This window comes from Xanthomonas sp. BRIP62411, from assembly GCF_003993525.1.
In the GTDB taxonomy this organism is placed as follows: domain Bacteria; phylum Pseudomonadota; class Gammaproteobacteria; order Xanthomonadales; family Xanthomonadaceae; genus Xanthomonas; species Xanthomonas euroxanthea.
The window spans coordinates 161,052-187,845 of the sequence record NZ_QEZI01000026.1; the positions used below are offsets into that span (position 1 = coordinate 161,052).

General features: G+C 66.6%; 23 protein-coding genes. 9 read left to right on the forward strand and 14 right to left on the reverse strand.

Annotated elements, in window-relative coordinates; translation table 11 throughout:
* Positions 1–65: 65 nt before the first annotated feature.
* On the forward strand, positions 66–2,204 hold the full coding sequence (locus tag EO139_RS19330; protein WP_126972032.1) for a TonB-dependent siderophore receptor: 2,139 nt from the start codon (positions 66–68) through the stop codon (positions 2,202–2,204).
* A gap of 189 nt (positions 2,205–2,393) precedes the next feature.
* On the opposite strand, the gene EO139_RS19335 is transcribed toward EO139_RS19330, so the two are convergent.
* Genes EO139_RS19335 through EO139_RS19350 form a run of 4 tightly spaced genes read right to left on the reverse strand, consistent with a single transcriptional unit; the run spans position 2,394 to position 7,144 of the window.
* Complete coding sequence (locus EO139_RS19335; RefSeq protein WP_126972034.1) at positions 2,394–3,044, reverse strand: DUF2894 domain-containing protein; 651 nt, start codon at positions 3,042–3,044, stop codon at positions 2,394–2,396.
* A complete protein-coding gene (locus tag EO139_RS19340; RefSeq protein WP_126972036.1) occupies positions 3,041–3,715 on the reverse strand; it encodes an OmpA family protein in 675 nt (224 codons plus the stop codon). Before EO139_RS19340 ends, EO139_RS19335 begins: the two co-directional genes overlap by 4 nt.
* Entirely contained in the window at positions 3,712–6,384 is a 2,673-nt protein-coding gene (locus EO139_RS19345; RefSeq protein WP_164739926.1) for a DUF802 domain-containing protein, read from the reverse strand. Before EO139_RS19345 ends, EO139_RS19340 begins: the two co-directional genes overlap by 4 nt.
* A gap of 10 nt (positions 6,385–6,394) precedes the next feature.
* Positions 6,395–7,144 (reverse strand): DUF3348 domain-containing protein, encoded by a 750-nt coding sequence (locus EO139_RS19350; RefSeq protein ID WP_164739927.1) that lies wholly within the window; start codon positions 7,142–7,144, stop codon positions 6,395–6,397.
* Between the two features lie 346 nt (positions 7,145–7,490).
* On the opposite strand from EO139_RS19350, the gene EO139_RS19355 reads away from it, so the two are divergent.
* The gene (locus EO139_RS19355) at positions 7,491–7,703 is read left to right on the forward strand and encodes a hypothetical protein (RefSeq protein WP_104583180.1); all 213 of its coding nucleotides are present in this window, start codon (positions 7,491–7,493) and stop codon (positions 7,701–7,703) included.
* A gap of 54 nt (positions 7,704–7,757) precedes the next feature.
* Here EO139_RS19355 and EO139_RS19360 read toward each other — a convergent pair whose 3' ends face one another.
* Both EO139_RS19360 and EO139_RS19365 read right to left on the reverse strand, forming a co-directional pair.
* On the reverse strand, positions 7,758–7,976 hold the full coding sequence (locus EO139_RS19360; RefSeq protein ID WP_104583181.1) for a hypothetical protein: 219 nt from the start codon (positions 7,974–7,976) through the stop codon (positions 7,758–7,760).
* Positions 7,977–7,986: 10 nt separating this feature from the next.
* The gene (locus EO139_RS19365; RefSeq protein ID WP_104650172.1) at positions 7,987–8,403 is read right to left on the reverse strand and encodes a YkgJ family cysteine cluster protein; all 417 of its coding nucleotides are present in this window, start codon (positions 8,401–8,403) and stop codon (positions 7,987–7,989) included.
* A 491-nt stretch (positions 8,404–8,894) separates the two neighbouring features.
* Here EO139_RS19365 and EO139_RS21485 point away from each other — a divergent pair, with 491 nt between their 5' ends.
* Positions 8,895–9,062 (forward strand): hypothetical protein, encoded by a 168-nt coding sequence (locus EO139_RS21485; RefSeq protein WP_164739097.1) that lies wholly within the window; start codon positions 8,895–8,897, stop codon positions 9,060–9,062.
* A gap of 86 nt (positions 9,063–9,148) precedes the next feature.
* Here the strand turns inward: EO139_RS21485 and EO139_RS19375 are convergent, their stop codons facing one another.
* Positions 9,149–10,312, reverse strand: coding sequence for a zinc-dependent alcohol dehydrogenase (locus EO139_RS19375; RefSeq protein ID WP_104583183.1), 1,164 nt, complete (start codon positions 10,310–10,312; stop codon positions 9,149–9,151).
* A 263-nt stretch (positions 10,313–10,575) separates the two neighbouring features.
* On the opposite strand from EO139_RS19375, the gene EO139_RS19380 reads away from it, so the two are divergent.
* On the forward strand, positions 10,576–11,220 hold the full coding sequence (locus EO139_RS19380) for a DUF4142 domain-containing protein (RefSeq protein ID WP_126972042.1): 645 nt from the start codon (positions 10,576–10,578) through the stop codon (positions 11,218–11,220).
* 167 nt (positions 11,221–11,387) lie between these two features.
* Here EO139_RS19380 and EO139_RS19385 read toward each other — a convergent pair whose 3' ends face one another.
* The 6 genes from EO139_RS19385 to EO139_RS19410 form a co-directional block, all read right to left on the reverse strand.
* Entirely contained in the window at positions 11,388–13,163 is a 1,776-nt protein-coding gene (locus EO139_RS19385) for an ABC transporter ATP-binding protein (protein ID WP_126972044.1), read from the reverse strand.
* Positions 13,160–14,311 carry a beta-glucosidase gene (locus EO139_RS19390; RefSeq protein WP_126972046.1) on the reverse strand — a complete coding sequence of 384 codons (1,152 nt, stop codon included), beginning with the start codon at positions 14,309–14,311 and terminating at the stop codon, positions 13,160–13,162. The genes EO139_RS19385 and EO139_RS19390 overlap by 4 nt, the downstream gene beginning before the upstream one ends.
* Positions 14,312–14,437: 126 nt before the next feature.
* Complete coding sequence (glf, locus tag EO139_RS19395; protein ID WP_164739933.1) at positions 14,438–15,625, reverse strand: UDP-galactopyranose mutase; 1,188 nt, start codon at positions 15,623–15,625, stop codon at positions 14,438–14,440.
* Positions 15,622–16,806 carry a glycosyltransferase family 1 protein gene (locus EO139_RS19400; protein WP_126972050.1) on the reverse strand — a complete coding sequence of 395 codons (1,185 nt, stop codon included), beginning with the start codon at positions 16,804–16,806 and terminating at the stop codon, positions 15,622–15,624. The genes glf and EO139_RS19400 overlap by 4 nt, the downstream gene beginning before the upstream one ends.
* A gap of 37 nt (positions 16,807–16,843) precedes the next feature.
* Positions 16,844–18,013, reverse strand: coding sequence for a UDP-glucose 4-epimerase GalE (gene galE, locus EO139_RS19405; RefSeq protein ID WP_126972052.1), 1,170 nt, complete (start codon positions 18,011–18,013; stop codon positions 16,844–16,846).
* 418 nt (positions 18,014–18,431) lie between these two features.
* Positions 18,432–19,298 (reverse strand): SDR family oxidoreductase, encoded by an 867-nt coding sequence (locus EO139_RS19410; protein ID WP_126972054.1) that lies wholly within the window; start codon positions 19,296–19,298, stop codon positions 18,432–18,434.
* A gap of 214 nt (positions 19,299–19,512) precedes the next feature.
* Here EO139_RS19410 and EO139_RS19415 point away from each other — a divergent pair, with 214 nt between their 5' ends.
* The 3 genes from EO139_RS19415 (at position 19,513) to EO139_RS19425 (ending at position 21,778) form a co-directional block, all read left to right on the forward strand.
* Positions 19,513–19,698: a hypothetical protein gene (locus EO139_RS19415; protein ID WP_104535190.1), complete on the forward strand. Its 186-nt coding sequence runs from the start codon at positions 19,513–19,515 to the stop codon at positions 19,696–19,698.
* Between the two features lie 571 nt (positions 19,699–20,269).
* Positions 20,270–21,550 carry a sigma-54 dependent transcriptional regulator gene (locus tag EO139_RS19420; protein ID WP_104583191.1) on the forward strand — a complete coding sequence of 427 codons (1,281 nt, stop codon included), beginning with the start codon at positions 20,270–20,272 and terminating at the stop codon, positions 21,548–21,550.
* Positions 21,551–21,778 (forward strand): hypothetical protein, encoded by a 228-nt coding sequence (locus EO139_RS19425; RefSeq protein ID WP_164739928.1) that lies wholly within the window; start codon positions 21,551–21,553, stop codon positions 21,776–21,778.
* On the opposite strand, the gene EO139_RS19430 is transcribed toward EO139_RS19425, so the two are convergent.
* A complete protein-coding gene (locus EO139_RS19430) occupies positions 21,772–22,155 on the reverse strand; it encodes a response regulator (RefSeq protein WP_115677835.1) in 384 nt (127 codons plus the stop codon). The genes EO139_RS19425 and EO139_RS19430 overlap by 7 nt on opposite strands.
* A gap of 205 nt (positions 22,156–22,360) precedes the next feature.
* Between EO139_RS19430 and EO139_RS19435 the strand changes: the two genes are divergently transcribed.
* Together EO139_RS19435 and EO139_RS19440 are read left to right on the forward strand one after the other, a co-directional pair.
* Positions 22,361–25,915, forward strand: coding sequence for a CheR family methyltransferase (locus tag EO139_RS19435; protein WP_164739929.1), 3,555 nt, complete (start codon positions 22,361–22,363; stop codon positions 25,913–25,915).
* Positions 25,916–26,177: 262 nt separating this feature from the next.
* Positions 26,178–26,750, forward strand: coding sequence for a hypothetical protein (locus tag EO139_RS19440; RefSeq protein WP_126972094.1), 573 nt, complete (start codon positions 26,178–26,180; stop codon positions 26,748–26,750).
* Positions 26,751–26,794 lie beyond the last annotated feature (44 nt).

A 26,794-nucleotide genomic window follows, 5' to 3' on the forward strand; every position in this document is an offset into this window, starting at 1 on the left:
CAACCTTCGTTGTCTCACGTGCGACCCGGGCCCAGCGTGCCCGGGTGCTTCAGGAGTCCTGCCCGATGTCCACCCCGCGCCGCCGTCTGTCCAACACGCTGCCCTTGCTCGGTGCACTGAGCTGCGCAGGCGTCAGCCCCCTAGCCGCGGCCGCCGAGCCGCAGGCGCGCGATCTGGATACGGTGCAGGTGCGCAGCCAGTACACGCCGTACCGCGCCTTGAGCGTGACCGGCGCCACCAAGACCGATGCGCCGCTGCGCGATCTGCCGATCAGTGCGCGCGTGCTGGACCAGACCCTGCTCGAGGACGCCGGGGTCACCGATCTGGCCGGCGCGCTGGAGCTGGCCAGCGGCATCACCAAGGCCAACAACCTGGGCGGGTTGTGGGACAGCTACTCGATGCGCGGCTTCACCGGCGACCCGAATTTCAGCTCGGACTACATGGTCAACGGCTTCAACGCCAGCCGCGGCTACAACGGCCTGCGCGATGGCGCCAACACGCAAAGCATCGAGGTGATCAAGGGCCCGGCCTCGGCGTTGTACGGGCGGGGCGAGCCGGGCGGGGCGGTCAACATCGTCACCAAGAAGCCCCTGTTCCAGCCGCAGCACAGCGTGGATCTGTCGGCGGGGCGCTTTGACAGCTATCGCGCTGCGCTCGATAGCACCGGCCCGCTGGGCGAGAACCTGGCCTATCGGCTGAATGTCATGCACAAGGATCAGCACAGCTTCCGCGACACCGTCGACAGCGACAACACGCTGCTGGCGCCCTCGCTGCTGTGGATGCCGACGCCCGATACCACGGTGTCCTACGAGCTGGAATTCGTGCGCATCCATGCGCCGTTCGATCGCGGCGTCACCGCCATCGATGGCGATGCCAATCGGCTGCCGGCCGGGCGTTTCCTGGGTGAGCCGCGCGATGGCGATATCGACCTGCATTCCACCGGGCACCAGGTGTTCGGGGTGCATGGCGTGAACCAGACCTGGTCGCTGCAGGGCGGGGCGACCTATCGCGACAGCGGCATGCGCGGGTTTTCCACCGAACCGTGGACGCTGCAGGCCGACGAGCGCACGCTGCGCCGTGAGCGCCGCTACCGCGATTACCAGGGCCGCGACATCGCCGCGCGTGCCGAACTGCTTGGCAGCTTGCAGATGGGTGGCGTCACCCACAATGTGTTGTTCGGCGTGGATGGCAATCGCTTCGACGACAGCCGCTTCCAGCAGCGCGCACGCTCCGCGGCCACGCCGTACAGCATCGACGTGCTTGCGCCGCAGTACGGCGTTGCGCAGCCGGGGCGGCTGGCCACGATCACCGACACCGAAGAACGCCAGCAGGTGTGGGGCGTGTATGCGCAGGACCAGCTCGATCTGGGCGCGCGCTGGAAGGCCTTGCTCGGCCTGCGCTACGACCACTACCAGCAGGATCTCGACAACCACTTGCGCGGCGCCACGCAGCGCGCCTCCGACGGTGTGGTCAGCCCGCGTGCCGGCGTGATCTTCCATGTCGACGCGGCGCTGTCGCTGTATGCGAGCGCCGCGGCAGGCTTTCGTCCCAACAGCGGCGTGGGGGCGGACGGGCAGAGTTTTGCGCCGGAGAAAAGCCGCTCGCTGGAAACCGGCCTGAAATACGTGCAGCCCGGCGATGGCCTGGAAGCGACGCTGGCCGCGTTCCGCATCGACAAGAAGAACGTGCTGAGCCTGGATCCGGCCGACACCAGTTTTTCGCTGCCGGTGGGCCAGATGCGCAGCCAGGGCGTGGAGCTGGATCTGCTCGGGCGGCTGACCCCGCGTCTGGCCGCCTCGGTGGGCCTGGCCTATACCGACTCGCAGGTCACGCGCAGCAGCGCAGCTGCCGCCGGTACCGGACTGGCCGAGGGACGCCGCTTTCCGAACGTGCCGCGCTTCAGCGGCAATGCCTTCCTCAACTATGAGCAGCCGTTGACCGGCAAGCGCAGTGCGGCGGTGGGCGTGGGCGTGTCGCATACCGGTGAGCGGCTGGGTTCGGTGGATAGCAATACCGACTTCGTGCTGCCTGCATACACCGTGTGGCGCCTGGTCGGCCATTACGACCTGAGCGAGCGCCTGCGCCTGTATGCCAAGGTCGAGAACCTCACCGACCGCCGCTACGCCGCGTTCTCCTACAGCGAGCAGTGGGTGTATCCCGGCGCGCCGCGCAGCTGGACGGTGGGTGTGCGGCTGCGGTTTTGAGCAGCGGTGCGGTGCCACGCTGAGCGATGATCGATGCTCCTGCGTGGTCGATGGACCACGCAGGAGCCAGGTGGGCGCGAACGACGGCAGGCCGTCGGACTGGCTGCCACCGCACCGTGCGTGCGCCATGCTGGTGTCCGCCAGCGGCGTGCGCGTGCGCGTGCAGCGCAGCGTGCGTGATTGCTCGCGCTAGCTGCGCCGCGTGGAAGGACGCTTGCTGCGCTTCTTGCCGGGCGCCACGGGCGCGGCGTCCTCGCTGGCCAACGCGCCACCGTTGTGCAGCTGTTCCAGCCACGACAGCGCATCGACATAGCCGAGGAAGTGCTGCAGATAGCCCGGTGAGCACTCGCGCATCAGGCTGATGCAGCGGTGCACCAGCACGCTGGAATTGAGCGGGCCGGCGTCCTTGGGGGCGTCCTGCAGCGACTGCCGCACCTGGCTGGCGGTGCGCACCGTGGTCCAGGTGCGACGGAAATCCTCCAGCGCCGGCAGCTCGGGAAACGGCGTGGCGTCGGCCGTGGCGGTCTTTCTGCTGTCCACTTCCATCAACCCGGCATGGCCTGCCATCTGCTCGGCCAGTGCGCCCAGCGCGCTGCGTTGCAGTGGCTGCGCGGCATTGCCGGCGACACGACCGCGTGCGGCTTGCTTCACCGTTGCCGCATACGCATCGACCAGCCTGCCCAGCTTTTCTTCCAGCACCTGGCGCACTGCCTCGGCCTGGGTGCCGGCCCGCGCGGCCAGCGTCTCCATCAGGTGGAACCGCACCGGATCCAGCTGGTCGGCACCCTGGCTGCGCCAGCGCTGCAGGCGCGCGTGCGCGGATGTCGCCTGCGTGCTCATCGCGTGCCTGCGGCTGCTGTGGGCTTGGCGGCAGAAGACGCACGCGACGTGGCAGGGCGCGCGATCGGCGCGATCTCCACGCGGCGGTTCCTGGCGCGGCGTGTCTCGTCGGCATTGGAATCCACCGGCTGCTGCGAGCCGAAGGCCGCGGCGAACACCGACGCGGCCGGCACGCCTTCGGCGATCAATGCACGCGTCACGGTGAGCGCGCGTTGCGCGGAGAGTTCCCAGTTGTCGGCGTAGCGACGGTTGCCGCCCAGCACCGGGCGGTCGTCGGTGAAGCCGCTGACCATCAGGATCTCCTCGCGCGCCGCCAGATACTCGGTCAACGGCGCGGCCAGTGTCTTCAGCACCTCGCGGCCTTCCGGCTGCAACTGATCGGAATTGAAGGCGAACAGCACATTGCCGCGGATGCCGATGCGGCCATCGACCAGGGTCACGCGGCCGGCGGCCAGGGGCGCGGCCAGCGCCTGCTCCAGCGTCTTGCGGCGCTGCGCTTCGGCCTGGCGCTGTCTGACCTCTTCATCCAGGCGGCTGGACAGCTGCAGCTGCACGCCGATCACCCCGACCAGGATCAGCACGAACGCCCCCAGCAGCACCGACATCAGGTCGCCGAAGGCGGCCCAGATCGGTGTGCCCGATTCGCCGTCGATGTCGATCTCGTCGCTCATGCCGCGCTGGCCTCGTCGCCAGCGGCCTCGCCGGCGTCGCCGCGACCGCGGTCGAGCTGGCGCAGTTCTTCGATGATCTGCTTCTGCGACAGCATGCTGAGGTCCACCACCTCGCGCGCCTGCGCCACGTAATACGCCAGTTGGTCGTCGCTGCGGGCGAGCGAGGCGTCCAGGGCGCTGGCGACGTGCTGCAGGCGCGCGTTGAGCTCGCTGGTGGAGCCGCTGAACAGCTGCACCGCCACGCCGAAGGCTTCGCCCAGGCTGGCCACTTCCACCGCGCTACCACTGACATGCGCGGCCACCGCGCCGAGCTTGCCGGTTTCGCTGCCGATCTGTTCGGTGAGCTGTGTGCCCACGCGCTGCAACAGGTCCGCCGAGGTGGTGACCAGCGCATCCACCGCTGCGCGTTGTTCGGTGGAGGCGTGATTGACCGCGTTGAGCAAGGTGTCCAGGGTGGCGAGCAGCTTGCTGCGTTCTTCCAGCATGGCGGTGTCGCGCACCATGCTTTCGGACAGGTTCTGGCGCAGCTCGGCCACCACATCGGCGGCGGCCTTGGGCGCTTCGGAAGCGATCTGCATCAGGCGCGCCACCTCGCTGATGGTGGCGCTGGCCTGTGCCTGCGCCTGCGTGGACAACTCGCTGGCAGTGCTGGCCAGGGTGTCGCAGATCGCCTGCTGTTGCTGGGTGACGCGTTCGCCGGTGCGTTCCCACTGCGTGGTCAGCTCCGCGCTCATCGCGGTGAAGCGCTCGCTCCACAGCGCCAGGCGCTGGGAATCGCGCGCTTCCAGCGCGGCCTGCAGGTCGGTATGCGATTGCTGCAGCGTGCCGACCAGGGCGGCGGCATGCGTGTCGAAGCTGGCGGTGGCGGCCGCCAGCGCGCCCTGGTGCTGGCTCGCCAGGGCGGCGCTGGCGTCGCGTTGCTGCGCCAGCGCATCGTTCCAGGCACTGGCCGTCTCGCTGCTGGACTGATCCATGCGCCTGGACACCGCATCGACCAGGGCGCTGGAGCGTGCGTCGAAGGTGCTGGCGAACTGGCTCAGCGTGCCCTGCAATTCCTGCGTCAGCACCTGATTTGCGCGCTGCTGCTCGGCCACTGCCGCGGTCCAGGTGGCGGCAGCCGCCGCGGTGCTGCTTTCGAAGCCGCTGCTCAGGCCATCGAGTTGTTGCTGCACGGCCTGGTGCACGCCGTCCTGCAGCGCGGTGGTCTGCTGCGCGAGCTGTGCGAGCGTGGCATGCAACTGCGCGCTCAACGCGGCACCTGCGCGCTGCTGCTCGGCGAGCACCGCTGCCCAGTGGTCGGCAGCGGCGGCGGTGCTGCGGTCAAAGCCGTCATTGAGTGCGTGCAACTGCTGCTGCACGGCGTGGCTCACGCCGTCCTGCACCGCGATGCTGCGCTGATCGATCTGCGCCAACGTGGCCTGCAACTGCTCGGTCAGGGCGAGGTGCGCACGTTCCTGCGCGGCCAATGCGGCCTGCCAGTGGTCGGCGGCCGTCTGCGCACTGTGCTGGAAGCCGTCGTTGAGTGCGTGCAGTTGCTGCTGCACGGCGCTGCTGACGCCGTCCTGCACCGCAGTGGCCTGTTGTGCGAGCTGCTCCAGCGTGGTCTGCAGCTGCGTGTCGAGCGCTTGCTGCGCGCGCTCCTGCGTGGCAAGCGCGGTGGTCCAGTGCGCGGCCGCGGCACTGGCGCTGTGCTGGAAGCCGCTGGTGATGCCGTCCAGTTGCTGCTGCACGGCGTGGGTGAGGCGCTCATGCAACGCGGCGGTGTCGCGCGCGATGCTGGTCATGGTCGCTTCCATCGCCGGCTGCAGGGCCGCGCCCACCGCGCGTGCGCTTTCTGCCACGCCGGCCTGCAACGCGTGCTCCATCGCCGTGGCCAGGCGCGCATAGGTCGCCTCGCTCCTGGCGTGGAATTCGGCCTGCTGCGCGGCCAGGCGCTCATCGGCGGCGATGCTCTGCTGCTCGATGCTGCCCATCAGCGTCTGCAGGCGATCGATCAGCGCCGGCATCAGCGCGCTCTGCTGCTGCTGCAACTTGAACACTTCGCCACGCTGGTGCGCGTCCGAGTGCGGATGCAGCTCGGAGGCGATCTTCAGATCCAGCCGCTGCACTGCCTGCAGCCGTTCGCGCCGGCACAGCGCCGACAACAGCCCCAGCATTGCGGAGGTCGCCACGCCGGCGATCGAGGTGCCGAACGCAAACGCCAGGCCTTCCACCGGTGCGGCCAGCGAGCCGCGGATGGCCTGCAGGTCGGTGGCGCTCTGCAATGCAAAACCGGTGCCCTTGAGCGTGGCCATCATGCCGAGCAGGGTGCCGAGCATGCCCAGCAACACCAGCAGGCCGACCAGGTACGGTGTCAGCACCGGTGCCGGCAACGCCACGCGCTCGCCCTTGATGCGCAGGCGCACCGCATTGCGCAGGCTCGGATGCAGGCGCTCCAGCCACTCGCTCAATGCCGTTGGTGCGGTGGTCAACGCGGCAACGGCATCGTCCAGCGTGGCGCTGGCCTGGCGATAGCGATACAGCTCCAGCGCGCCGGCCACATAGCAGGCGCCGATCACGGCTGCGACACAGGCGCCCAGCGGATTGGAGCCCAGATAACCGATGCCGACCCAGCAAACCGCCAACAGGCCGACGACAAACACACACAGGTGAACGAGAGTTCTGAACATGAGGTCCCAGTTAGCGGGTACGAAGCGCTGCAAGCAGGCCTTCGATCGGGTGAAAACGGACATCCAGTTCGGCGAGCAACACGCTCTGCATGTCTTTGCGAAACACATCCAGCCAGCCGTCGGAGACCGCGCGTGGCGCGGCGTCGCCGTCGGCTGCCGGGGTTGGCGCCTGCGCGGCATCGCGCAGACGCTCGAAATGCGCACCGAGCAGGGTCGGCACATGGTTCAACAGGGTCTGCTCGCGCGGGCTCAAGGTCAGCTCCATCACCGCATCCACCTCGGCCAGCCGCGCCATCTGCCCGGACTCAAGGGCCAGCATGTCGCGCAGGCGGCCACGCAGGTCGCCGGTGGCGGTGCGCATTGCGCGTTGCATGGCCAGGTAGTGCTGGCGGAACGGGGCATAGTCGGGCGCAGGCAAGGCTGCCGCTGCGTTGCTGTCGGCAGCGGCGGCGCTGCGCGCATCGCGGCGTACGCGCGCGACCACGGCATCCAGGTCGACCACGCTGCTGGTCGCCAACCCGGTGCGCACGCGTGCGCAGGCCTCGACGTCGAGCCGGCGCGTCTCGGGAAGCGCTTCGATCTCGGGCAGCTTGCCATCCAGCGCCTTGGACACGGCGACCGCGCGCGTCCAGTCGATCCATTGGCTGAGCCGGTCGGCGAGCGCATGGTTGGACTGGGCAACGTGGGCATCGGTGAGGCGAGCGAGCAGGCGAATGAACGCCGGGCCCGACAAGGGCGCCCGTGGAGCAGCTTTCGCCATTGGTCCGGTCAAAGACCGCGCATTTTACACGGGAATGTGCGTGGTTCGGCGCCCGCGCCAGGGCCGGAGCGCCTGTGGCTGCGGGCAGGGCTGGCGGCATTCAGCCGCGCTGGTGCTGGCTGAGCCGGCTCCTCTCCGCGGCAGGTGCCGGCGGCTGCCTGGCGCCGTGGGGCGCCACGGTGCCAGGCGCAACCAGCGCGGCAGCGGCGGAAATTGCGCAGTGATGTCACCCCGGTCACCCTCTCTAACCAATTCAGGTTTCAATCCCCGGCGGTCTGATCGCGCCGGTTTTGCTAGGTGAACGGGTATAAGCTGCGGGCCGGGAAACCCCCAACGAGGGAACGCAATGGACCACTCCGACATGCAAGTGTCCGATCTGCTGGTCCTGGAGCTGCAAGGGTTCCACGATGCCTATGGCCGTGGACCGGACTTCTGGGATGCCTATCAGCGCATCATGGCCATCGCAGCACAGGCCGGCGGCAACATGATCAACCTGGCCAATGAAATGGCCTCGCTGGCGCAAGGGCTTGGCGCGATCGATCGCGCGCAGCTGCTGTAGGACCAGGGTCGCAGGTTGCGGCGGGCCGGTTGTACCGGCAGGCGCCGCGCACGCTTACTTGGCGTTGGCAGCTGCCGGTTTGACGGCGACCGCAGGCGTGGTCTCGGGCTCGCCACGCTTCTTGTCGCGACGCAGCGGGGTATCGCCCAGCCGCTCGATCGCGCCGCCGGATTGCTGGAACGCCTCCAGATCGGCGGCCAGACGCTGCTCGGACAACCGCGGCTTGCCTGGCTGATTGCTCACGGTCATCGACTGACGGCGGGAGTTGTTCATGGCGAAATCCTCATGCGTTGTAGAGCGTCAAGGGAATGCCCCGCCGGCGTTGGTCGTCGTAGGTGGCACGCACGTCGCGGCAATACGGCCCGGACATGACGAAACGCCGGCAGATCGCCGGCCGCGTCTCGTAGATCGAACAACACATGCGCGCCGCGTCGATTGCCACGCACCAGCCTTCCTCGTCACGCGCCATCACGTGCCAGCCTTGCGGCGTCACGCTGGTCAGGTGGTTGGGGATGCGGTCGGATGGATCGACCATGACGGTGAGCCGGCAACAGACGGCATCGCAGCGTTCGCAGAGATTCTTGATGGAAAAGGCCAGATAGAGTGAAGGCGACACCGGAGTCCGGCCGCCCTTGCACCATACACCCTGGGCGTGCCGGGGTGTGAACCGGCCCCTGCCTTGGATGCAGCAGACGGGCATTGCGCTGCGGCAGTGCCCTGGGTGGCCGCGTCGTCGGCACTGCGATGCGTGCATTGCGTGTGGGCCTGCGGTGCGGGTGCCGCGCGCGGAGGCATCGGTCGAGGCACTCAATGGTGCGGTCGTATGCGTGCGTCATCGACGCTGCGACGTTGGCATCGACAGAAGACAGGCAGGTAAGGAGATAAACGCGCGCCATGCCGATCATGATGGCGATGTCGAACGGTGCAATGCGCAGACAGACATAACGCACAGGGCGCATCCATCCACGCATGCCTTGTTGCTCCGCTGCATCACGGCCTGGATTGCCGGATCCACAGCGATCATCGGCTGCCAGCGTCCAACAGCGCCCGCAGCGCGCCGCGTGGCTGGATGCAGCCGAGGTGTCCCTAAACGGTTGCCTTTGTCGTGCCGATGCGAAGACGTTTTTCACCTGTGCCGTCGCCGGACCACCGTAGCGTTGGATGGTCCGCATCCACGCGACAGGAGACCCCATGACCACCGACCACAACCACGCAGCTGCGCCCGATTCGGCTGGCGATCACGACGACCAACGCAGCGAGAAGGAAAAACAGGACGCCTTGCAGGACGATGCGCTGGAAGAAACCTTTCCGGCCAGCGACCCGGTATCGCCGTTCGTGCCGGCCAAGCCGCTGGACTGACCAGGCCGCACATCGACGAGCAATGCAAACGGCGCGGTCATCGACCGCGCCGTTTGCGTTTGCAGGGTTTGCAGCGCTGTTGACGGTTACGGCGTCAACACCACCTTGCGGCAATCGTCCTGCTTCTTGTCGAACAGCTCGTAGCCTCGCGCGGCGTCGGCCAGCGGCATGCGGTGCGAGATGATCGCGCTGGGCTTGAGGTCGCCATTGCCGATGCATTCCAGCAGGTACGGCATATGCTTCTGCACATGGGTCTGGCCCATCTTGAAGCTCAGGCCCTTGTCGAAGGCATCGCCGAACATGAAGGCATGGATGAAGCCGGCATACACGCCCGGCACGCTGACCACACCACAGCGGCGCGTTGCGGCAATGCACTGACGAATCGCCACGCCGCTGCTGCCTTCCAGCTTCAGGTTGGTCAGTGCGGTTTCGATCGCGCTGCCTTCGGCCTCGAATCCCACTGCCTCGATGCTGGCGTCTACGCCGCGGCCATCGGTCTGCGACACGATCACATCGGCCGGGTCATCGACCTCGTCGAAGTTGATCGGGATGATGCCGTAGGCCTTGGACGCGAAGTCCAGCCGGTACGCATGCCGGTCCACCATGAAAATGCGCTCGGCGCCCAGCATGCGGCAGCATGCCGCAGCCATCAGGCCCACCGGGCCGGCGCCGAAGATCGCCACCGTCGAGCCCTGCTTGACCCCGGCGTCGATGACGGCCTGGTAGCCGGTCGGCAGGATGTCGGATAGGAACAGCACCTGCTCGTCGTGCAATGCATCGGGCACCACCAACGGCCCGACATTGGCCTTGGGCACGCGTACGTACTCGGCCTGCCCGCCGGACAGACCGCCATATAGGTGGCTGAAGCCGAACAGCGCCGCCGGTGGGCGCATGTCCTTGTGGTTGAGTGCGGCGCCCTTGCCGGTATTGGTGGTTTCGCAGGCGGAGAATTCCTGCAGCATGCAGTGGAAGCAGCGTCCGCAGGCCACCACGAACGGGATCACCACACGGTCGCCGGGTTTGACCGCGGTGACATCGGGGCCGACGTCTTCGACGATGCCCATGAACTCATGGCCGAGAATATCGCCATGCCGCAGGTCCGGAATCTTGCCGCGGTACAGATGCAGGTCCGAACCGCAGATGGCGGTGGCGGTGACGCGCAGGATGAGATCGTCGCGTTCGACAAGGGTCGGATCCGGCACGGTTTCGACCCGCACATCGCGTGAGCCGTGGTAGTTGAGGGCAAGCATGAAGATCTCCCGTAAGGCCGTCGGTATGCGGCAACGCCGTGCAGTGTTGGCGGCGCGCCGTTAAGTCCATCAGCACGGCACGTGCGCACGGTGTGGACGCGCCCGATTGGCGACGCGGCGTTGATGCGCGTGTCACGTCTGGATAACCCGCGCACTCGCACTCTCGACTGCCACGCTGGATCGCCGGCAGCTCATGCCTGCAGCGACCATGCGACCCCGACAATCAACGACCGCGCCTGGCGCGATCAATCAAGGAGACAACGATGGGAATTTTCAAGATGCTGACCGCCGGCGCGGTGGGCTACGTGGCGTACAAGGCGTGGCAGCGTCGTCAGGGCGACACCGGTGAAACGGCCAGCCCGACGAACAACGACCGCGACGTTCAACAGCAGTCGCTCAGTGCGCCGGCGAAGGCCGGCAGCACCCCGCCGCATGGTGACCCGCTGCGTGCAGCCACCATGCTGTCCAGCGACCGCAAGCAGGCACTGGGTGCGTTGGTGGTGTTCAACGAGCAGGAGCGCACGCTTGCGCAGCTGGCGGTCGTCAAGGGCCTTGAAGGCGAGACGTTGCAGTTCGCCCGCAAGATGGACGAGGCACACAGCGCAGCGTTGACCGACCTCAGCCGTTTTGCGCCCGATCGCAGCGGCACGCTGGCGCAGGCCGCGTCCAGCCGCGCCGACGACACCCGCAAGCGCCTGGAAGGCCTGGACGGCAAGGAGTTCGAAACGCAGTACCTGCAGGCCAGCGTGACCAGCCACGAGCAGGCGTTGACGTTGCTGGACGCACAGCTGGCCAGCGAGCCGGGATCGAGTGATCTGGGCAAGGAATTGCAGCGTGCACGCCAGACCATCGCCCAGCATCTGGAACATGCCAAGTCGCTGCGGGCCAAGGTGAACCAGGCGCCTTGATCACCGCGATCGCTGATCGCGCACCGCAGTGTATGCGGTGAACACGGACAACAGGCAGCTTCGGCTGCCTGTTGCCGTTGTGGGCAAGCACGGCGCGCATCGCCCATGTACGCCGCAGGCCGCAGGTTCAGCCGTTGCCGGGCGACCTTGGCACAACACGGTCGTCATCACGCGTCAGGCGCCGCCTGCTCGAATCCCGCGGCCTGGCGTTGCCACAGGCCATCGAACACGCCACCGTGTCCACGCAGCTGCGCGGGACTGCCATCTTCGACCACGCGGCCGTGCTGCAGCACCACGATGCGATCGAAGCCGATCACCGTGGACAGGCGGTGCGCCACCGCCAGCACCGTGCGATCGCGCATCAGGTGATCCAGCGCGGCCTGGATTTCCGCTTCCGACTCGGTATCCAGCGCCGAGGTGGCCTCGTCCAGGATCAGGATCGGCGCGTCCTTCAGAAAGGCGCGCGCGATGCCCAGGCGCTGGCGTTGACCCCCGGACAACAGGACCCCGCGTTCGCCGACCTGGGTGTCGTAGCCATGCGGCAACTGCCGGATGAAGCCATCGCAGAAGGCATGCCGCGCGGCGTCCTGCACCTGCGCATCGCTGGCCTCCGGGCGGCCGTAACGGATGTTGTCGGCAATGCTGCGATTGAACAGCGCGGTCTCCTGCGGCACCACCGCAATCCTTTCGCGCAGGCTGTCCTGGCTGACGCTGCGGATGTCCTGGCCATCGATCAGCACGCGTCCGGATTGCACATCGTCCAGGCGCTGGATCAAGGCGATCAGGGTGGACTTGCCGGCACCGGAGGGCCCGACGATGCCGACCTTCTGGCCGGCAGGGATATGCAGGGTCAAGCCGTCCAGCACGGCCGCACGCTGCGGATAGGCAAAGCACACATCTTCGAAACGCACATCGCCCTGCGCCAGCGCCAGCGGTGTGTCCGCATCGACGATGGCATGCGGTTGCAGGATGATCTGCAGCGTGTCGGCGATGGCGCCCATCTGCTGGGTGGTGTCCACCAGCGTCAGCGCCAGGTCGCGCGAGCCGTGCAGGATGCGGAAGGTCAACGCGCTGACCAGCACCACATCGCCGGCGCTCACCGTGCCGGCGCGCCACAGGCTGATCGCCCAGATCAGCATGCCGCCGGCCATCACCGACAGGCAGATGTCGTGGATCACCCTGGCCTTTTCCACATACATCCAGCTGCGTCGATGGGCGACCGCCTCGTCGCCGATCTGCTCGGCCAGCCGCGCGCTTTCGCGATCGCGCGCCGCAAACGCCTTGATCGTCCACACATTGGACACTGCATCCACCAGCTCGCCGCCCACGCGTGCGGCCTGCGCGGCAAAGCGCTGATGCTTGGCGCGGCCGCGGATGCCGAAGCTGGTGATGATGGCCGCCACCACCGCGATAAAGCCGACCAGGGTGGCGGCCATGCGCCAGTCCACCGTGAGCAGCAGCACGATGGCGCCGATGAAGTCCACGACCGGTGGCACGATCTTCCAGGCCAGCCCGCCATAGATCTGCCCGGCCGCGCTGCCCAGTGCGGTGATGCGGTTGCCCAGCGCGCCGGCAAGGTGCTCGCTGAAATACCGCATCGGGTGGCCGGTGAGGTGGCGGAACAGATCCACGCGGATGTCCACCACGCTGGCCACCACGGTGCGACAGCCCAGCCAGCCGCCCAGCCGCCACAGCAGGTTTTCGATGGCGATCAGGCCGATGAACACGCCCAGCGGCAGCCAGACCTCGGCCTCGGTCCGTTGGTCGCCTGCCATCGCATCGACCAGCACCTTCATGCCGTACTGCACCGAGACCGCGCAGCCGGCAGCGCCGACGATCAACAGCAGCAAGCCGGCAAAATGCCAGGGCCGCTGGCGAATGTAATGCCATAGAAAACGCGCAGGCGTGTCCGGCAACAGCGCGGGCTGCGCGATGGTGTTCACGTATCGATGTCGGCCAGCGCCCGCTGCGGCACACGCAGGCCGAAGCGTTCGTGCTCGCGGCGTAACTGCCCGGCCAGCCCGGCGTCCAGCGGGCGCTGCCCGTGTTCGTCGGCATAGCCGAACAGGCCGGTGGGGCAATGGCGGTAGTTGTCCCAGCCCGGATAGTCCAGCACCGGATACAGGCAGATCCCCTCCATCGGCACGCCCTGCTGCATGGCCAGTGCCACTTCACTGGCGACGTGCGCAAGCCAGCCGGCACGTTTGTCGCCTTCGGCACCGGTTTCGGAGAGGATCAGCGGGCGCTGATAGCGCTGCCAGAACCCGTCCATGATCGCCGAGAGCGGGCGGTGGTCGGCGGACGTGCGCGGGATCGGCGCACCGCCCAGATACCACTGGTTGTCTGCGTAGTAGTTGAGGCCGACGATGTCCAGATACTGCGGCGCGCCGCCCAGCCCGGGCCACTGCCTGCCGCAGATCATGTCCCAGGCCTCGAATTGCGCCACCCGCAGGCGCTCGGCTTCCCGGCGCGGGCCGGGGCGGTCGTTGGCGGCGGCCACATGGATGGCCGGGTCCACCTGCACGAAGCGCGCGCGCGGTTCGACCTGTCGCACCGCGTCGATCGCGGCAATGGTGGCGCGTACCAGCTGGTGCTTGAGCTCGAAGCCGCGCCCGCGCGCCTTCGGATGCATGCGCGCGTGGTCGCCGCCATTCCAGGCCCAGAACGAGATCTCGTTGATCGGCGCGTAGAACGGCACGGCATCGCTTGCGTTCTTGACGCATTGCGCCGCGGCGGCAGCAAAACGCGCGAAACGATCGACGAACTGCGGGGTCCAGATATCCACATCGTCCGGCCAGCCGTAGTGGCACAGATCCCAGATCACCTGGGTACCGGCGGCATTGGCGGCATGCAGCATCGGCAGGAAGCTGGACCAGTCGTACTGCCCTGGCCGTTGCTCGATCAGGTGCCAGCGCAGGCCATCGCGCGCCGTACGCATGCCGTGCGCGGACACGGCGCGATAGTCGTTTTCCGCCCAGCGGTCGTGCCGGGTGCCGGCGATCAGATCCAGCCGGCGGCCATCGCGCCGGCGATGGGTCGAACACTCGAAGCCCGCCATGAAAAAACTGTCGAACACTGTGGGGCTGTGCATTTGGGGTCCTGCTGCATCTTCGCCGCACTGCAGGCGGAACAATGAAATGTGATTGACACGCCACGCCGGCCTGGAACGTCGCTTCGCATCACCGCCGCGCAATTCTGCCGGGTGAGATCCGGCCGCTCAGGCCATCAGTTCGGCGCGGCGTTGGTGCTCGGCGTCTTCGATGCGCTTGAACAAGGCCAGCGCCTGGCCGACGACCTGATCCATGTTGTAGTACTTGTAGGTGCCCAGCCGCCCCAGGAAGGTGACATTGGGCGTCTGGGCGGCCAGCCGTTCGTAGCGCCGGTACAGCTCGGCGTTTTCCGCACGCGGGATCGGATAATACGGGTCGCCCTCGGCCGAAGGATACTCGCGGGTGAGGCTGGTCTTGGGATGCAGCTGGCCGGTCAGGTGCTTGTACTCGGTGATGCGTGTGTAGGCGACAGCTTCGGCCGGGTAGTTGACCGTCGCCACCGATTGAACCTGTTCCTGATCCACGGTGCTGTGTTCGAACCTGAGCGAGCGATACGGCAGCTTGCCGTAGCAATGGTCGAAGTATTCGTCCACCGGGCCGCTGTAGACCAGCTGGTCGTAGTCCAGCTCGTCGCGGATCTCGCGGTAGTCGGTATTGAGCATCACTTTGATGTTGGGGTGATCGAGCATGCGTTCGAACATGCGCGTATAGCCGTGCAGCGGCATCTGCTGGAAGGTGTCGGTGAAGTAGCGGTCGTCGTCGTTGGTGCGGGTGGGCACGCGCGAGGTCACCGATTTGTCCAGCTGCGACGGATCCAGGCCCCATTGCTTGCGCGTATAGCCCTGGAAGAAGGTTTCGTACAGCTCGCGGCCCACCTGGTTGATCACCACATCCTCGCTGGTCTGGATGTCGGCCACCGGCTCGGCGCGGCTGGCCAGGAACGCGGCAGCGGCGTCCTCGGTGGTGAGCTGCAGGCCGTAGAGCCGGTTCAAGGTGGTCATGTTGATCGGGATCGGCACCTGCTGCTCGCCCACCTGCGCCAGCACGCGGTGCTCGTAGGGCCGCCACTGGGTGAAGCTGGACAGGTAATCCACGATGCGCTGCGCATTGGTGTGGAAGATATGCGGGCCGTAGCGATGGATCAGCACCCCGGCGTCGTCATGGAAGTCGTAGGCATTGCCACCGATATGCGGGCGGCGGTCGACCACCAGCACGCGCTTGCCCAGACCTGCGGCCAGACGCTCGGCCAGCACGCTGCCGGCAAAGCCCGCGCCGATGATCAGGTAGTCGAATCCGCGCCGGGTGCCGCCGAGCACGCGCGTGCTCGCCAGCGGGACGGTGCCCGACGGTGTCATTGCTTCCACGTGAGTTTCTCCTGCATCAAGGCATGGGTGTGGTCCCAGGACATCTCGCCCAACACATGGTCGGCGGTGTCCAGCAGCTGCGCGCGGTCGCTGCCGTCGCGCAGCGCGTCCTCGCAGGCGGCCACGAAGGCCGCAGCGGTGTCGGCAATACGCACCACGCCGGTGTCGCCATAGGTGCGCACCACATCGTGGATCGGCGTGGACACCACCGGGCAGCCGCCGGCCAGGTATTCCGGGGTCTTGGTCGGGCTGATGAAACGTGTTGAGGCGTTCATTGCGAACGGCATCAGCGCCACCTGCCAACCGGACAGATAGCCGGGCAGCGCGTCATACGTCTTGCCGCCGAGATAATGGATGTTGGCGGCCTGCGGCAGGTCGGACGCGGCGATCTTGACCACCGGCCCGATCATCACGAACTGCCACTGCGGCCGCTGCCTGGCGATATCGCGCAGCAGGGCCACATCGAAGCGCTCGTCGATCACGCCATAGAAGCCCAGGCGCGGGTGCGGGACGGCGGCCTGGTCGGCCGGTTCCTGCTGCGGCTGGCGTGCGGCGGCAAAATGCGCCACGTCCACGCTGCTGGGAAACGCATGAATGTTGGCGTGCAGTGCACGCTTGGCCTCCCAGATGCTGTAGCCACCGGTGAACACCACGTCGGCGCGTTGCAGCAGTTCGCGCTCGCGCTGTACCAGCTCGGGTGGCGCACCGGCAAATGCCGACAGCTCGTCCATGCAGTCGTAGACGATTGCGCGCGCACGCAGATGCGCACTGAAGCTCAGACTCATCGGCGTGTAGTACCACAGCAGCAGATCGCCCACGCCAAGCTCGGCCAGGTAGCCATCCAGCAACTGGCGCTGCGCCTGCACCGCATCCTCGCCCGTGCACCCGGCCGGCAGGCGTGGCACCAGCACATGCAGGCCGCCTTCTTCGCCACGCACCTGCAACCAGGGTTCGGATTCATGGCAGGCGATGGGCTCTTCCCAGAACAGCACATTGCAGTCGCCGGCAAAGCGTGACATCAGGTGCTGCGGGCGTTGGTAGACAAAGCTCCAGCGCAGATGCGACAGGCACAATAGGGTGGTGCGTGCCGGATCGAACTGCGGCGCGCTGTCGGAGGAAACGGCTCGGCGGCTCTTGCCGATGTCGTCGTGGAACTGAACAGCCCAACTCATGGAATGACCTCGCTGAAGAAAAAGGAATGCGCGCCACTCAGGCGCGCGACAGACGGTCCGTCGGGACCAGCGTGCGTGCAGGTTCGCTGCGCCGGCGGCCCTCGGCAGCCGGCAACAGGCAGCGCGCCGGCGCACCTGCGTCGCGCGCAAGCTCGGGGTCCGGCACCGGTGCCGGTGTGCGCGACGTGCGCAGGCGCGAGGTGGCATAGCCGTCCGGATGCATGGACTGCCAGCGCCAGGCGTCGCCACACATGCGCTCCAGGTCGTGTTCGGCCTTCCAGCCGAGCAGGCGATGGGCGAGCGTGGCATTGGCGTAGTACACCGCCACATCGCCGCCGCGACGCGGCGCAATGCGCAGCGGTATGCGCCGGCCACTGGCGCGCTCGAATGCGGCAGCCACTTCGCGCACGCTGTAGCCGCGCCCGGTGCCCAGGTTCACCACCAGGCCGGTGCGCTCGCGCTGCAGGTAGTCGATGGCATCCACGTGCGCGCGTGCCAGATCCATCACATGCAGGTAGTCGCGCACGCCGGTGCCGTCGGCAGTGGGGTAGTCGTCGCCAAAGACCTGCAGCGCATCGCGGCGACCGACCGCCACCTGTGCGATATAGGGCATCAGATTGTTCGGTACGCCGCGCGGGTCTTCGCCCAGGTAACCGCTGGGATGCGCACCGACCGGGTTGAAGTAGCGCAGCAGCGCCGCGCTGAATTCCGGCCAGGCCGCGCTGAGGTCGGCGATCATCTCTTCCATCATCAGCTTGGTGCGCCCGTAGGGGTTGCTCGCCTTCAGCGGCGCGTCCTCCCGGATCGGGCTGGTGTTGGCATCGCCATACACGGTGGCCGAGGAACTGAATACCAGCGTGCTCACCTGGGCGGTGCGCATCGCGCGCAGCAGTGCCAGCGTGCCGGTCACGTTGTTGTTGAAGTACAGCAACGGTTCGCGCACCGATTCGCCCACCGCCTTGAGCGCGGCAAAATGCAGCACCGCCTCGATCTTCCTTGCGGCCAGCAGCGTGCCCAGCTCGGGTGCGCGCACATCCATGCGATGGAAGTCCGGGCGAAACCCCATCAGGTGCTGCAGATGGTCGAGCACGCGCTCGGAGGAATTGCTCAAATTATCGACAATGCACACCTGGTGGCCACGCAGTGCCAATTCGACGCAGGTGTGTGAGCCGATATAGCCGGTGCCGCCAGTGACCAGGATTCTCATTGATTGTCTGCCTTGTGGAGGGCGCTCACGCGCCGGCCTCTCAATGGCGCGGATGCACCACGTCGCACGTTTCGATGCGTGTTGCGTGACGTCATCGCGCCGGCAGTGCACTGCTCCTGCGCCACGCATGGGTGACGGGCAGCTCTGGGCGAGAAGAAGGGGGTGTGCATCACGGTCCAACGCCACCCACGGTAGGAGTGCGGCCGTGAGAGCAGGCACAGTGGTGGGTGCGTGCCGCGCGAGTGTGGCCTTGACCGAAACCTCACCGTGACTGTGGGTCGGTGGATGCGCGCGCCGTGTTGCTGGCGGCGCGCAGCGCATCGCCCCGGGCACTGCAAGCGCACGCTGCGGCAACGAAAAAGCCCGCCTGGCTAGGGACGCCAGGCGGGCTTGACGATGCGGTGCAACTCTCGGCGGGTTACAGCGTGACGGCGCCGCCGGCAATGGTGAGCAAGGTGCCCGAGGTGTAGCTGGCGGTATCGGCTGCCAGCATCACGTACGCCGATGCCAGCTCGACCGGCTGCCCGGGGCGGCCCATCGGTGTCTGGCCGCCGAAGTTTTCCACCGACTCCTCATCCATGCCGGCGGGAATGAACGGCGTCCAGATCGGACCCGGCAATACCGCATTGACGCGGATGTGCTTGTCGGCCAGCACGCCGGCCAGGCCAATGGTCAGGTTGGCCAATGCCCCCTTGGTGGCGGCATACGGCAGGATGTTCGGCGTCGGTTTCTTGGATTGCACCGAGGCGGTGTTGATGATGGAGCCACCGTCGGTCATCAGCGGCACCGACAACTGCACCAGATGGAACACGGCATGCACGTTGGTGTCGAAGGTCTTGCGCCACTCCTCCAGCGTGATGTCTTCAAAATTTTCGAAATACTGCTGGTAGCCGGCGTTGTTGACCAGGATGTCCAGACCGCCGAAGGTGCTGTTGACCTTGTCGATCAACGCAGCGGCCTGGGGGGGGTCGCTGATATCGCAGCCCACCAGCAACGCCTTGACGCCGGCCTTCTCGATCAATGCGCCGATTTTGGCGGCGTCTTCCTGCTCATCGGGAAGATAGGCAATTGCCACGTCGGCCCCCTCGCGTGCATACGCAATCGCCACGGCCGCGCCGATGCCGCTGTCTCCGCCGGTGATCAACGCACGTTTGCCGGTGAGCTGCCCGTGGCCGACATAACTGTCTTCGCCATGGTCCGGGCGCGGGTCCATCTTTTCGGTACGCCCGGGGAAACCCTGTTGCTGCGGTTTGAACGGTGGGCGGGGGTAGTTGGGTACGGGCATTGTTGTCTCCTGACGAGATGACGCATCACTGTGATGCAGCAGTGTGCGCACGCAAACGTAAACGCACGGGCTAGGCGATGTCGGCGGCGTGTGTGGTGCCGCCGCCGCCGATTGCGCGCGCCGCTTGCTTCACGCCACCGCGCAGCTTTGTTCACTGCTCTGCAATGCGCACCGGCCTAGCGTGGGCTCATGACCACAACGCAGGAGAACGACGATGGGCAGTGAACCGAAAAAGCCGTGGGGTCCGGACGATGATCAGAAAAAGCCGTTTACGCCGCAGGAACAGCGCAACGAGGATGTGGAGTGGAAGGTCCACGACATGCCCGACGAAGACCGCGATGTGAACAAGGCCGACCCTGAACACGACTACGAACGTCCAGACGGCTCAGAAAAGCGCTGAGTCACGCGCAATGCTGCAATTGCGGCGTCCGTCATGCCGGCGCACGCAGGCGCGCGCAGCGTCATGGCGCTGGCGTGGCGGATCCATGCACACCGTCTCTACGCCTGCCGCGTAGGCTAGCGGTCATACCTCGCGATCACGGCTTGCATCCGTTGGCCCTGAAGCCTCGGTTGCGCGACGCTGCAACCAGCGTCTCGGCTCGCCTCATCGCCCCTCAACCGCCTCGCCGCCACATCATGGCGCAAGCGAGCTGATCCAGCAGCTCGGTCTAGCCGCGCCCGCGCAGGCCGCGCTCCTATTCCCATCAAAGCTTGCGCTGTTTGGCGTTTCGACGCATTCGACGCGTCGACCGACCCCAACCGTGACGCTTGGCACTGGCGCAATCCCGCGTTGCCCTGCGTACTTCGGGCAAACTTCTACGGCGAGCTCGACTCTGGGGAAGCGAGCGCCAGGTGGCCGGACGGCCGTGACAGCGATGTGCGATTTTCGTGGTGGCGTGCAGGCGCGTTTTTCGCGCCGCCGTCACAATTCTCAACTGAACATGTATTAGTCATTGCGGACAGAAGCGCTCATGGACCGTCTTTCCTGCGCCATCATCGACGACGACGTGGAGTTCTGCGATCAGGTGGTTGAGCTAGCCACCGATAGCGGCTTCCGTGCCAAGGGCATCCACACCCTTGGCGAAGCCAGCCGTTGGCTGGACAGCAACTTTCCCGACCTGTTGGTGGTGGATGTTGGCCTGCCCGACGGCAGCGGTTTCGATCTCATCGAACGGCTCGACCCGGATCACACGCCGCAGATCGTGGTGGTCTCGGGCGATTACGCCTACGAAACCCAGGGCCGCGCGCAGCAGTTCGGCGTCAGCGAGTTCCTCACCAAACCGTTCGCGCCCGAACGGCTGGAACGCGTGCTCGGCGGCCTGCGTGAGGCGCAGCAGGGCAACCTGGGCATCATCGGCAACAGCGACAGCATCGTGCTGTTGCGTAAGGACATCGTGCGCGTGGCGCCGACCGATCTGAATGTGCTGGTGACCGGCGAAACCGGCACCGGCAAGGACCTGGTCGCGCGCGCCATCCATCGGGTCTCCGGCCGGCGTGGTCGCTTCGTGCCGGTCAACTGCGGCGCCATTCCCGAGGAACTGCTGGCCAGCCAGCTGTTCGGCCACGAGCGTGGCAGCTTCACCGGTGCCGATCGTCGGCATGCCGGGTTCCTGGAGCAGGCGGCAGATGGCACGCTGTTCCTGGATGAGATCGGCGAGATGCCGACCCGGCTGCAGGTCTACCTGCTGCGCGCGATCGAGTCGCGCAGCTTCATGCGTGTGGGCGGCAGCGAGGAAATTCCGCTGGACGCGCGGGTCGTCGCGGCGACGCACCAGCATGTGCAACGCGAGCACGGCGTGCTGCGCGAGGATCTGTTCTACCGGCTCAACGAATACCCGATCCAGGTGCCGCCGCTGCGCGAGCGTCGCGGCGATGCGCGTCTGCTGGGCCTGCGCGTGATTGACGAGCTCAACGTCAAGTACGGCACCCGCAAGCTGCCGACCAAATCGTTGCTGCGTTATCTGGCCTACCACACCTGGCCGGGGAACGTGCGCGAGTTGCGCTCGTTCATCCGCTACCTGTACCTGCGCTCGGACGGCGACCTGTTGAGCGCGCCGGATGTGGTGCAGACCGTGCCGCAGGCCGACGAAGACGGCTTGCTGATTCCGGCGGGGTGGACCATGCGCCAGGCCGAGGACGCCATGATCGAGGCGGCACTGGCGCGCACGCGCTTCAACAAGAAGGCGGCTGCGCGCGAATTGGGGATCAGCGTGCGCACGCTGCACAACCGGCTCAGCGACAAGGACGCGTAAGTGAGCGACGCATCGCATGGACGGCGGCGCGAGCTGCTGCATCAGCTGCGCAACCGCCTCAACGTGATGGGCTTTGCGTTGTATGCATTACGCAGCGAGACCTCCAAGCCCATGGAGACCTTGCGTGGCACCCATCAGTCGGCGGTGGAGTTGCTCAACCAGCTCGGAGAGGAAGAGCGCGCCCTGCGCCAGGACGGTGCGGTGCCTGCCGACGGCACCGATCAGTAATGCTCGGCCGGTTGGGTCTGGCTGCTGAGCAGCGCGGTGATCGTTCGCGGGTTGTAGGGCTTCATGCAGTACGACAGGTGCGCAAACCGCGGCGGTAGCGTGTAGCGGTCGTAGCCGGAGCAGAATGAAAACGGTACCCCGCGCTGCAGCAGCGCATCGGCCACCGGGAACACCGGTTGGCCACGCACATTGACGTCGAGCAATGCGCCGTCGATGGCCTGTCCGGAGGTCACCAGCGACAGCGCCTCGGGCACATTGCCCACCGGTCCGAGCACGCAGACGCCGGCCTCCAGCAACAGGTCGTTGAGTGATTCGGCCAGCAGGTAATCATCCTCGACCACGAGAATGCGAAGTCCGTTGAGTGGATTGTCCAGCATGGGAATTCCTCGCGCGGTGGCGCGGTCCGGCGACGCGCACGCCATAGTGCGCGCCGTGTCGGTTAAGGCCGCGCGTAAGCAGGCGCTTCCAGACCCATCGCGTGCAGTGCCTGTACCGCTCAGATGCCGCGTAGCGGTAGAGTCAGGTTTACGCCATCATTGACGATTGCGCCTGACACCCGGCGCCGTTGATGCGATGGCTGCAATGACAGACGACGACACCTCCTGCGACGACACCGCAGCGGCCACTGCGCCCGATGCCGTGGCGCCACCGCCGTTGTTCATTCTCGGTGTCGGTGCCGATGGCCTGGACGCCACGCGCCTGGCCGAACTGCTTGACGCAGTGGCCGGCGCGCCCAATCTGGTCATCATGCTGTTGCTGCGCGATCGTCACCTGCTCGACGAGTCGCGCCTGCGCGAGTTGCTCGGCCCGCAATCCAGTCTGCTGCTGGCACCCGCAGATGGCGATGCGCTGCATCCCGGACGCATCTACCTGCCGCCCAGCCAGACGCTGGTGACCCTGGAAGAAGGCCGGCTGCGGCTGCGCCCGCTGGAGGACGCCAGCGATCACGGCCTGATCGACAGCTTCTTCGTCTCGATGGCGCATGACCAGGACGGCAACGTGATCGGCGTGATCATGGGGCGCTTCGATGGCGACGGCACCCTCGGCACCGCGGCCATCAAGGAGTGTGGCGGCCTGGCGCTGGCGGTGGACGACCCGTCCTTGCACGGCATGGATCTGCGCAATGCCGGCAACCCGGCCGCCATCAGCGACGACATCCTGCCGCTGCCGCGGGTGGCCGCACGCATCGCCGCACACATGCAGCGCCACCATCGCTTCGGTCATCCGGCACCGGTGGGCGTGCGCAACGGCAGCGAGAACGATCAGCTCAGCCAGGTCGCCAGCATCCTGCGCAATGCCACCGGCCACGATTTCCATGGGTACAAGCGCGCCACGTTCCTGCGCCGCGTGCAGCGCCGCATGCAGGTGGTGCAGGCGGACACGCTGGAGCAGTATCTGGAGCAGCTGCGCAGCCGCTTCGACGAACCGCTGTTGTTGTTCAACGATCTGCTGATCGGCGTGACCCAGTTCTTCCGCGACCGCCGCGAGTTCGAGTTCCTGGAGCAGCAGGTGATTCCGCGCCTGTTCCAGGGCAAGCAGCCGGGCGACCACCTGCGTGTGTGGGTGCTGGGCTGTTCCACCGGCGAAGAGGCGTATTCGCTGGCGATGCTGTTGCGCGAGCATGCGCAGACGCTGGACGTGGCGCCACGCATCCAGATCTTCGCCAGCGACATCGACGGGCGGGCATTGGCCATTGCGCGGGTGGGGCGTTATTCGTCCAGCATCGTCGCCGATGTGGGGCCGGAGCGCCTGCAGCGCTGGTTCGTCAAGGAAGGTGACACCTATGTGGTGAGCAAGCAGCTGCGCGAGTTGTGCGTGTTCTCGCAGCACAGCATCGTCAAGGACCCGCCGTTCTCGCGGCTGGATCTGGTGTCGTGCCGCAACCTGCTGATCTACCTGGATGCCGAGCTGCAGAACCGGGTGATCCCGGTGTTTCACTTTGCGCTCAAGCCGGGCGGCTACCTGTTCCTGGGCAATGCCGAAAACGTTTCGCGGCATGCCAAGTTGTTCGCACCGGTGGAGCGCAGCTTCCGCGTGTTCCAGAAGATCGATGCCGACAGCCGCATGCATGCCCCCTTCCCGTCGTCTGCGCCCGGACTGGACGGCCACGCGCCGGCGGCAAGCCGCCAGCAGCGCAGCGTCAGCAATGCACTGGTGCTTGCCGGCGAGCGCATCGCCGACCGCTACGCGCCGGCCTATGCGGTGCTGGACGAGCATTTCGATGTGCTGCATTTCTCCTCGCAGGCCGGACGCTTCATCCGTCCCGGCGGCGGCGCGCCCAGCCTCAACCTGCTCAACCTCGTTCACCGCGACCTGCGGCTGGAGTTGCGCAGCGCGCTCGGCCGTGCCGAAGCGGACATGACGCCGGTGCAGGCCAAGGGCATCCAGATGCACGAGGATGCGGCGACCCTGGCGGTGGACCTGTTCGTGGAGCCGACCTCGGATTCGGAGGTGCCGCGCGGCTACGTGGTGCTGTTCCAGGAAGTGGAAGCGCGTGAGCGGGCCGAGCTGGCGCCGCAGAAAGACACCGTGTCCGACAACGCACATGTGCAGGCGCTGGAGAACGAGCTGCGCATGACCCGCGAGCGGCTGCAGTCGATGATCGAGGAGCTGGAGAGCACCAACGAAGAGCTCAAGTCCTCCAACGAGGAGTACCAGTCGCTCAACGAAGAACTGCAGAGCGCCAACGAAGAACTGGAAACCTCCAAGGAAGAGCTGCAGTCAGTCAACGAGGAAGTCACCACGGTCAACGGCGAGCTGGCCCACCGCGTGCAGGAACTGGCGCATGCCAACAGCGACCTGAAGAACCTGCTGGAAAGCACCCAGATCGCGACCGTGTTCCTGGACAACGAGCTGCGCGTGACCAACTTCACCCCCGCGGTGACCGACATCCTGCCGTTAGTGGAAAGCGATATCCACCGGCCGATCAGCAACATCAAGCTGCACGTGACCTATGACGAACTGCAGGACGATGTGCGCCGGGTGATCCGCACGCTGGCGGTGCTGGATCGCGAGGTGGAAAACCCCGCCACCCGTGCCCGCTACATGGTGCGGGTGCTGCCATACCGCACGGTCAACAACTTCATCGGCGGCGCGGTGTTGACCTTCATGGACGTCACCCCGCTGACGCGCGCCGAGCGCGCGTTGCGCAGCAGCGAGCAGCGCCTGCGTACCTTGATGGAGGGGATTCCACAACTGGTGTGGCGTTCGCGCGATGGCGGCCGCTGGACCTGGTCCAGCCCGCAATGGTCCAGCTATACCGGGCAACACGATGGGCAGAGCCTGGAGCTGGGCTGGTTGCAGGCAGTGCATCCGGACGAGCGCGAGCTGACCTTGAATGCCTGGCACGACAGTGCGCGCACTGGCGGGCTGGACGTGGAGCACCGCCTGTTCAATGCAGCCGAGCACCGCTACCGCTGGTTCCATACGCGCAGCGCGCCGGTGCTGGACGAACGTGGCCAGGTGCTGGAGTGGCTGGGAACCTCGACCGAATCGGACAACCTGCGCCGCCTGCAGGATGAGCAGCGCGTGCTGGTCAGCGAATTGCAGCATCGCACCCGCAACCTGATCACCGTGGTGCAGTCGGTCGCCAAGCAGACCGTACAGACCAGCCACAGCATGCCGGAATTCGCCGGCAGGTTCGACGACCGGCTCTCGGCGTTGTCGCGCGTGCAAGGGCTGTTGTCGCAGTCGGACAACGGGCCCACCACCATTGGCGCATTGCTGCGCATGGAGCTGGATGCGCTCGGTGCCGAGCCCGACCAACGGCGCATCGTGGTGGACGGCCCGGAGGTGGCACTGCGCAAGTCCACCGTGCAGACGCTGGCGCTGGCACTGCACGAGCTCGCGACCAATGCACTCAAGCATGGCGCATTGGCGGTAGCGACCGGCACCTTGTCGGTGCGCTGGGAAGTGGTGACCAACGACGACGCCTCGGCGCGCCTGGTGTTGTTGTGGACCGAAGAAGGCGCCAGCCAGCAACGACGCAACGATCGCGACCAGGCAAGCGGATTCGGCCGCCGCCTGATCGAAAAAGCCCTGCCGTACAGCCATGGCGCGCAGACGCGTTACGAGCTCAGCGATACACGCCTGGAATGCGAGATCCAGTTGCCGCTGACCTCGCTGCACGATCCATAGCCGAGCGCACGCGTGCGTGCAGTCTCTGCGCACGCTGGCAGGCGCTACGGTGCCGATGTGCGAATGCAGTGCACATCCACGCACCCGCACGGAAAATCCTGCGCGTGCGTGCAGATGTTTGCGACCAATTCGCACCTCGCAGCACCGCCGCTGCCGCTGCCGTCATCCAAGACCGTTGCAGGACGCCTGTGTGCGGGATCGAAAAACTTGGCGCGTATTGTGCGTAGCTGCTGCTGTCATCAAGCTGCACAGTGGAGTCAACATGATTACGCGCATCCTTCAGTTGTCAGGCCGCGTTGCGAGCAATGCCTGGGTCGAGATCGGTGTCGGTGCCGATGCCGACATTCTGGTTGCCGACCGTGGCGGCAGACGCGAGGAGCGTGCAACCTTCGGTCGACGTGCGCCGGGACAGCAGCGCTCGATCAATACCCAGGAGCCGGAGTGGCTGGGGCGGGTCGACCTCGCCATCTGGGAAACCCAGCGCTGCCTGATCCCGCTGTGCGGATTCGTCTGCACCGCATCGGCAGATGGCGCCACCTCGGCAACCTGGTTGAGCCAGGACGGGGGTGCGCGGTACGCCGCAGGTCTGCGCAATGTCATGGATATCGGCGGCCGCCTGCAAATGGGGTTCTCACTGCTGGTCGCGTCCTCGGCCAGCCTGCCGACGCAGCGTCCCTTATGCGTCGACGGCGATGCCACGCAGTGGCTGCAGCGCAGTGGCGAGGAGGCGATGCGTCACCTCCTGCCCTGGCGGCTGGAGCGTTGCACCGCCGCGGCGGACGTGCGGCCCGAGTGGGCCACCGATGCGCAGGCCCGACAGGCCGCGCCGGTGTGAGGCGTAGTGGCAGGCAGTGACAACGAGAGGCCCGGTGGGCCTCT

Coding starts and splice junctions, on each gene's coding strand:
- EO139_RS19355 (WP_104583180.1), top strand. CDS start 7,491: ATGGACCACTCCGACATGCAAGTGTCCGATCTGCTGGTCCTGGAGCTG.
- EO139_RS19340 (WP_126972036.1), bottom strand. CDS start 3,715: ATGAGCGACGAGATCGACATCGACGGCGAATCGGGCACACCGATCTGG.
- EO139_RS19350 (WP_164739927.1), bottom strand. CDS start 7,144: ATGGCGAAAGCTGCTCCACGGGCGCCCTTGTCGGGCCCGGCGTTCATT.
- EO139_RS19345 (WP_164739926.1), bottom strand. CDS start 6,384: ATGTTCAGAACTCTCGTTCACCTGTGTGTGTTTGTCGTCGGCCTGTTG.
- EO139_RS19330 (WP_126972032.1), top strand. CDS start 66: ATGTCCACCCCGCGCCGCCGTCTGTCCAACACGCTGCCCTTGCTCGGT.
- EO139_RS19390 (WP_126972046.1), bottom strand. CDS start 14,311: ATGCACAGCCCCACAGTGTTCGACAGTTTTTTCATGGCGGGCTTCGAG.
- EO139_RS19415 (WP_104535190.1), top strand. CDS start 19,513: ATGGGCAGTGAACCGAAAAAGCCGTGGGGTCCGGACGATGATCAGAAA.
- EO139_RS19440 (WP_126972094.1), top strand. CDS start 26,178: ATGATTACGCGCATCCTTCAGTTGTCAGGCCGCGTTGCGAGCAATGCC.
- EO139_RS19360 (WP_104583181.1), bottom strand. CDS start 7,976: ATGAACAACTCCCGCCGTCAGTCGATGACCGTGAGCAATCAGCCAGGC.
- EO139_RS19380 (WP_126972042.1), top strand. CDS start 10,576: ATGGGAATTTTCAAGATGCTGACCGCCGGCGCGGTGGGCTACGTGGCG.
- EO139_RS19435 (WP_164739929.1), top strand. CDS start 22,361: ATGACAGACGACGACACCTCCTGCGACGACACCGCAGCGGCCACTGCG.
- EO139_RS19420 (WP_104583191.1), top strand. CDS start 20,270: ATGGACCGTCTTTCCTGCGCCATCATCGACGACGACGTGGAGTTCTGC.
- EO139_RS19365 (WP_104650172.1), bottom strand. CDS start 8,403: ATGCCCGTCTGCTGCATCCAAGGCAGGGGCCGGTTCACACCCCGGCAC.
- EO139_RS19375 (WP_104583183.1), bottom strand. CDS start 10,312: ATGCTTGCCCTCAACTACCACGGCTCACGCGATGTGCGGGTCGAAACC.
- EO139_RS19430 (WP_115677835.1), bottom strand. CDS start 22,155: ATGCTGGACAATCCACTCAACGGACTTCGCATTCTCGTGGTCGAGGAT.
- galE (WP_126972052.1), bottom strand. CDS start 18,013: ATGAGAATCCTGGTCACTGGCGGCACCGGCTATATCGGCTCACACACC.
- EO139_RS19335 (WP_126972034.1), bottom strand. CDS start 3,044: ATGAGCACGCAGGCGACATCCGCGCACGCGCGCCTGCAGCGCTGGCGC.
- EO139_RS19400 (WP_126972050.1), bottom strand. CDS start 16,806: ATGAGTTGGGCTGTTCAGTTCCACGACGACATCGGCAAGAGCCGCCGA.
- EO139_RS19410 (WP_126972054.1), bottom strand. CDS start 19,298: ATGCCCGTACCCAACTACCCCCGCCCACCGTTCAAACCGCAGCAACAG.
- EO139_RS21485 (WP_164739097.1), top strand. CDS start 8,895: ATGACCACCGACCACAACCACGCAGCTGCGCCCGATTCGGCTGGCGAT.
- glf (WP_164739933.1), bottom strand. CDS start 15,625: ATGACACCGTCGGGCACCGTCCCGCTGGCGAGCACGCGCGTGCTCGGC.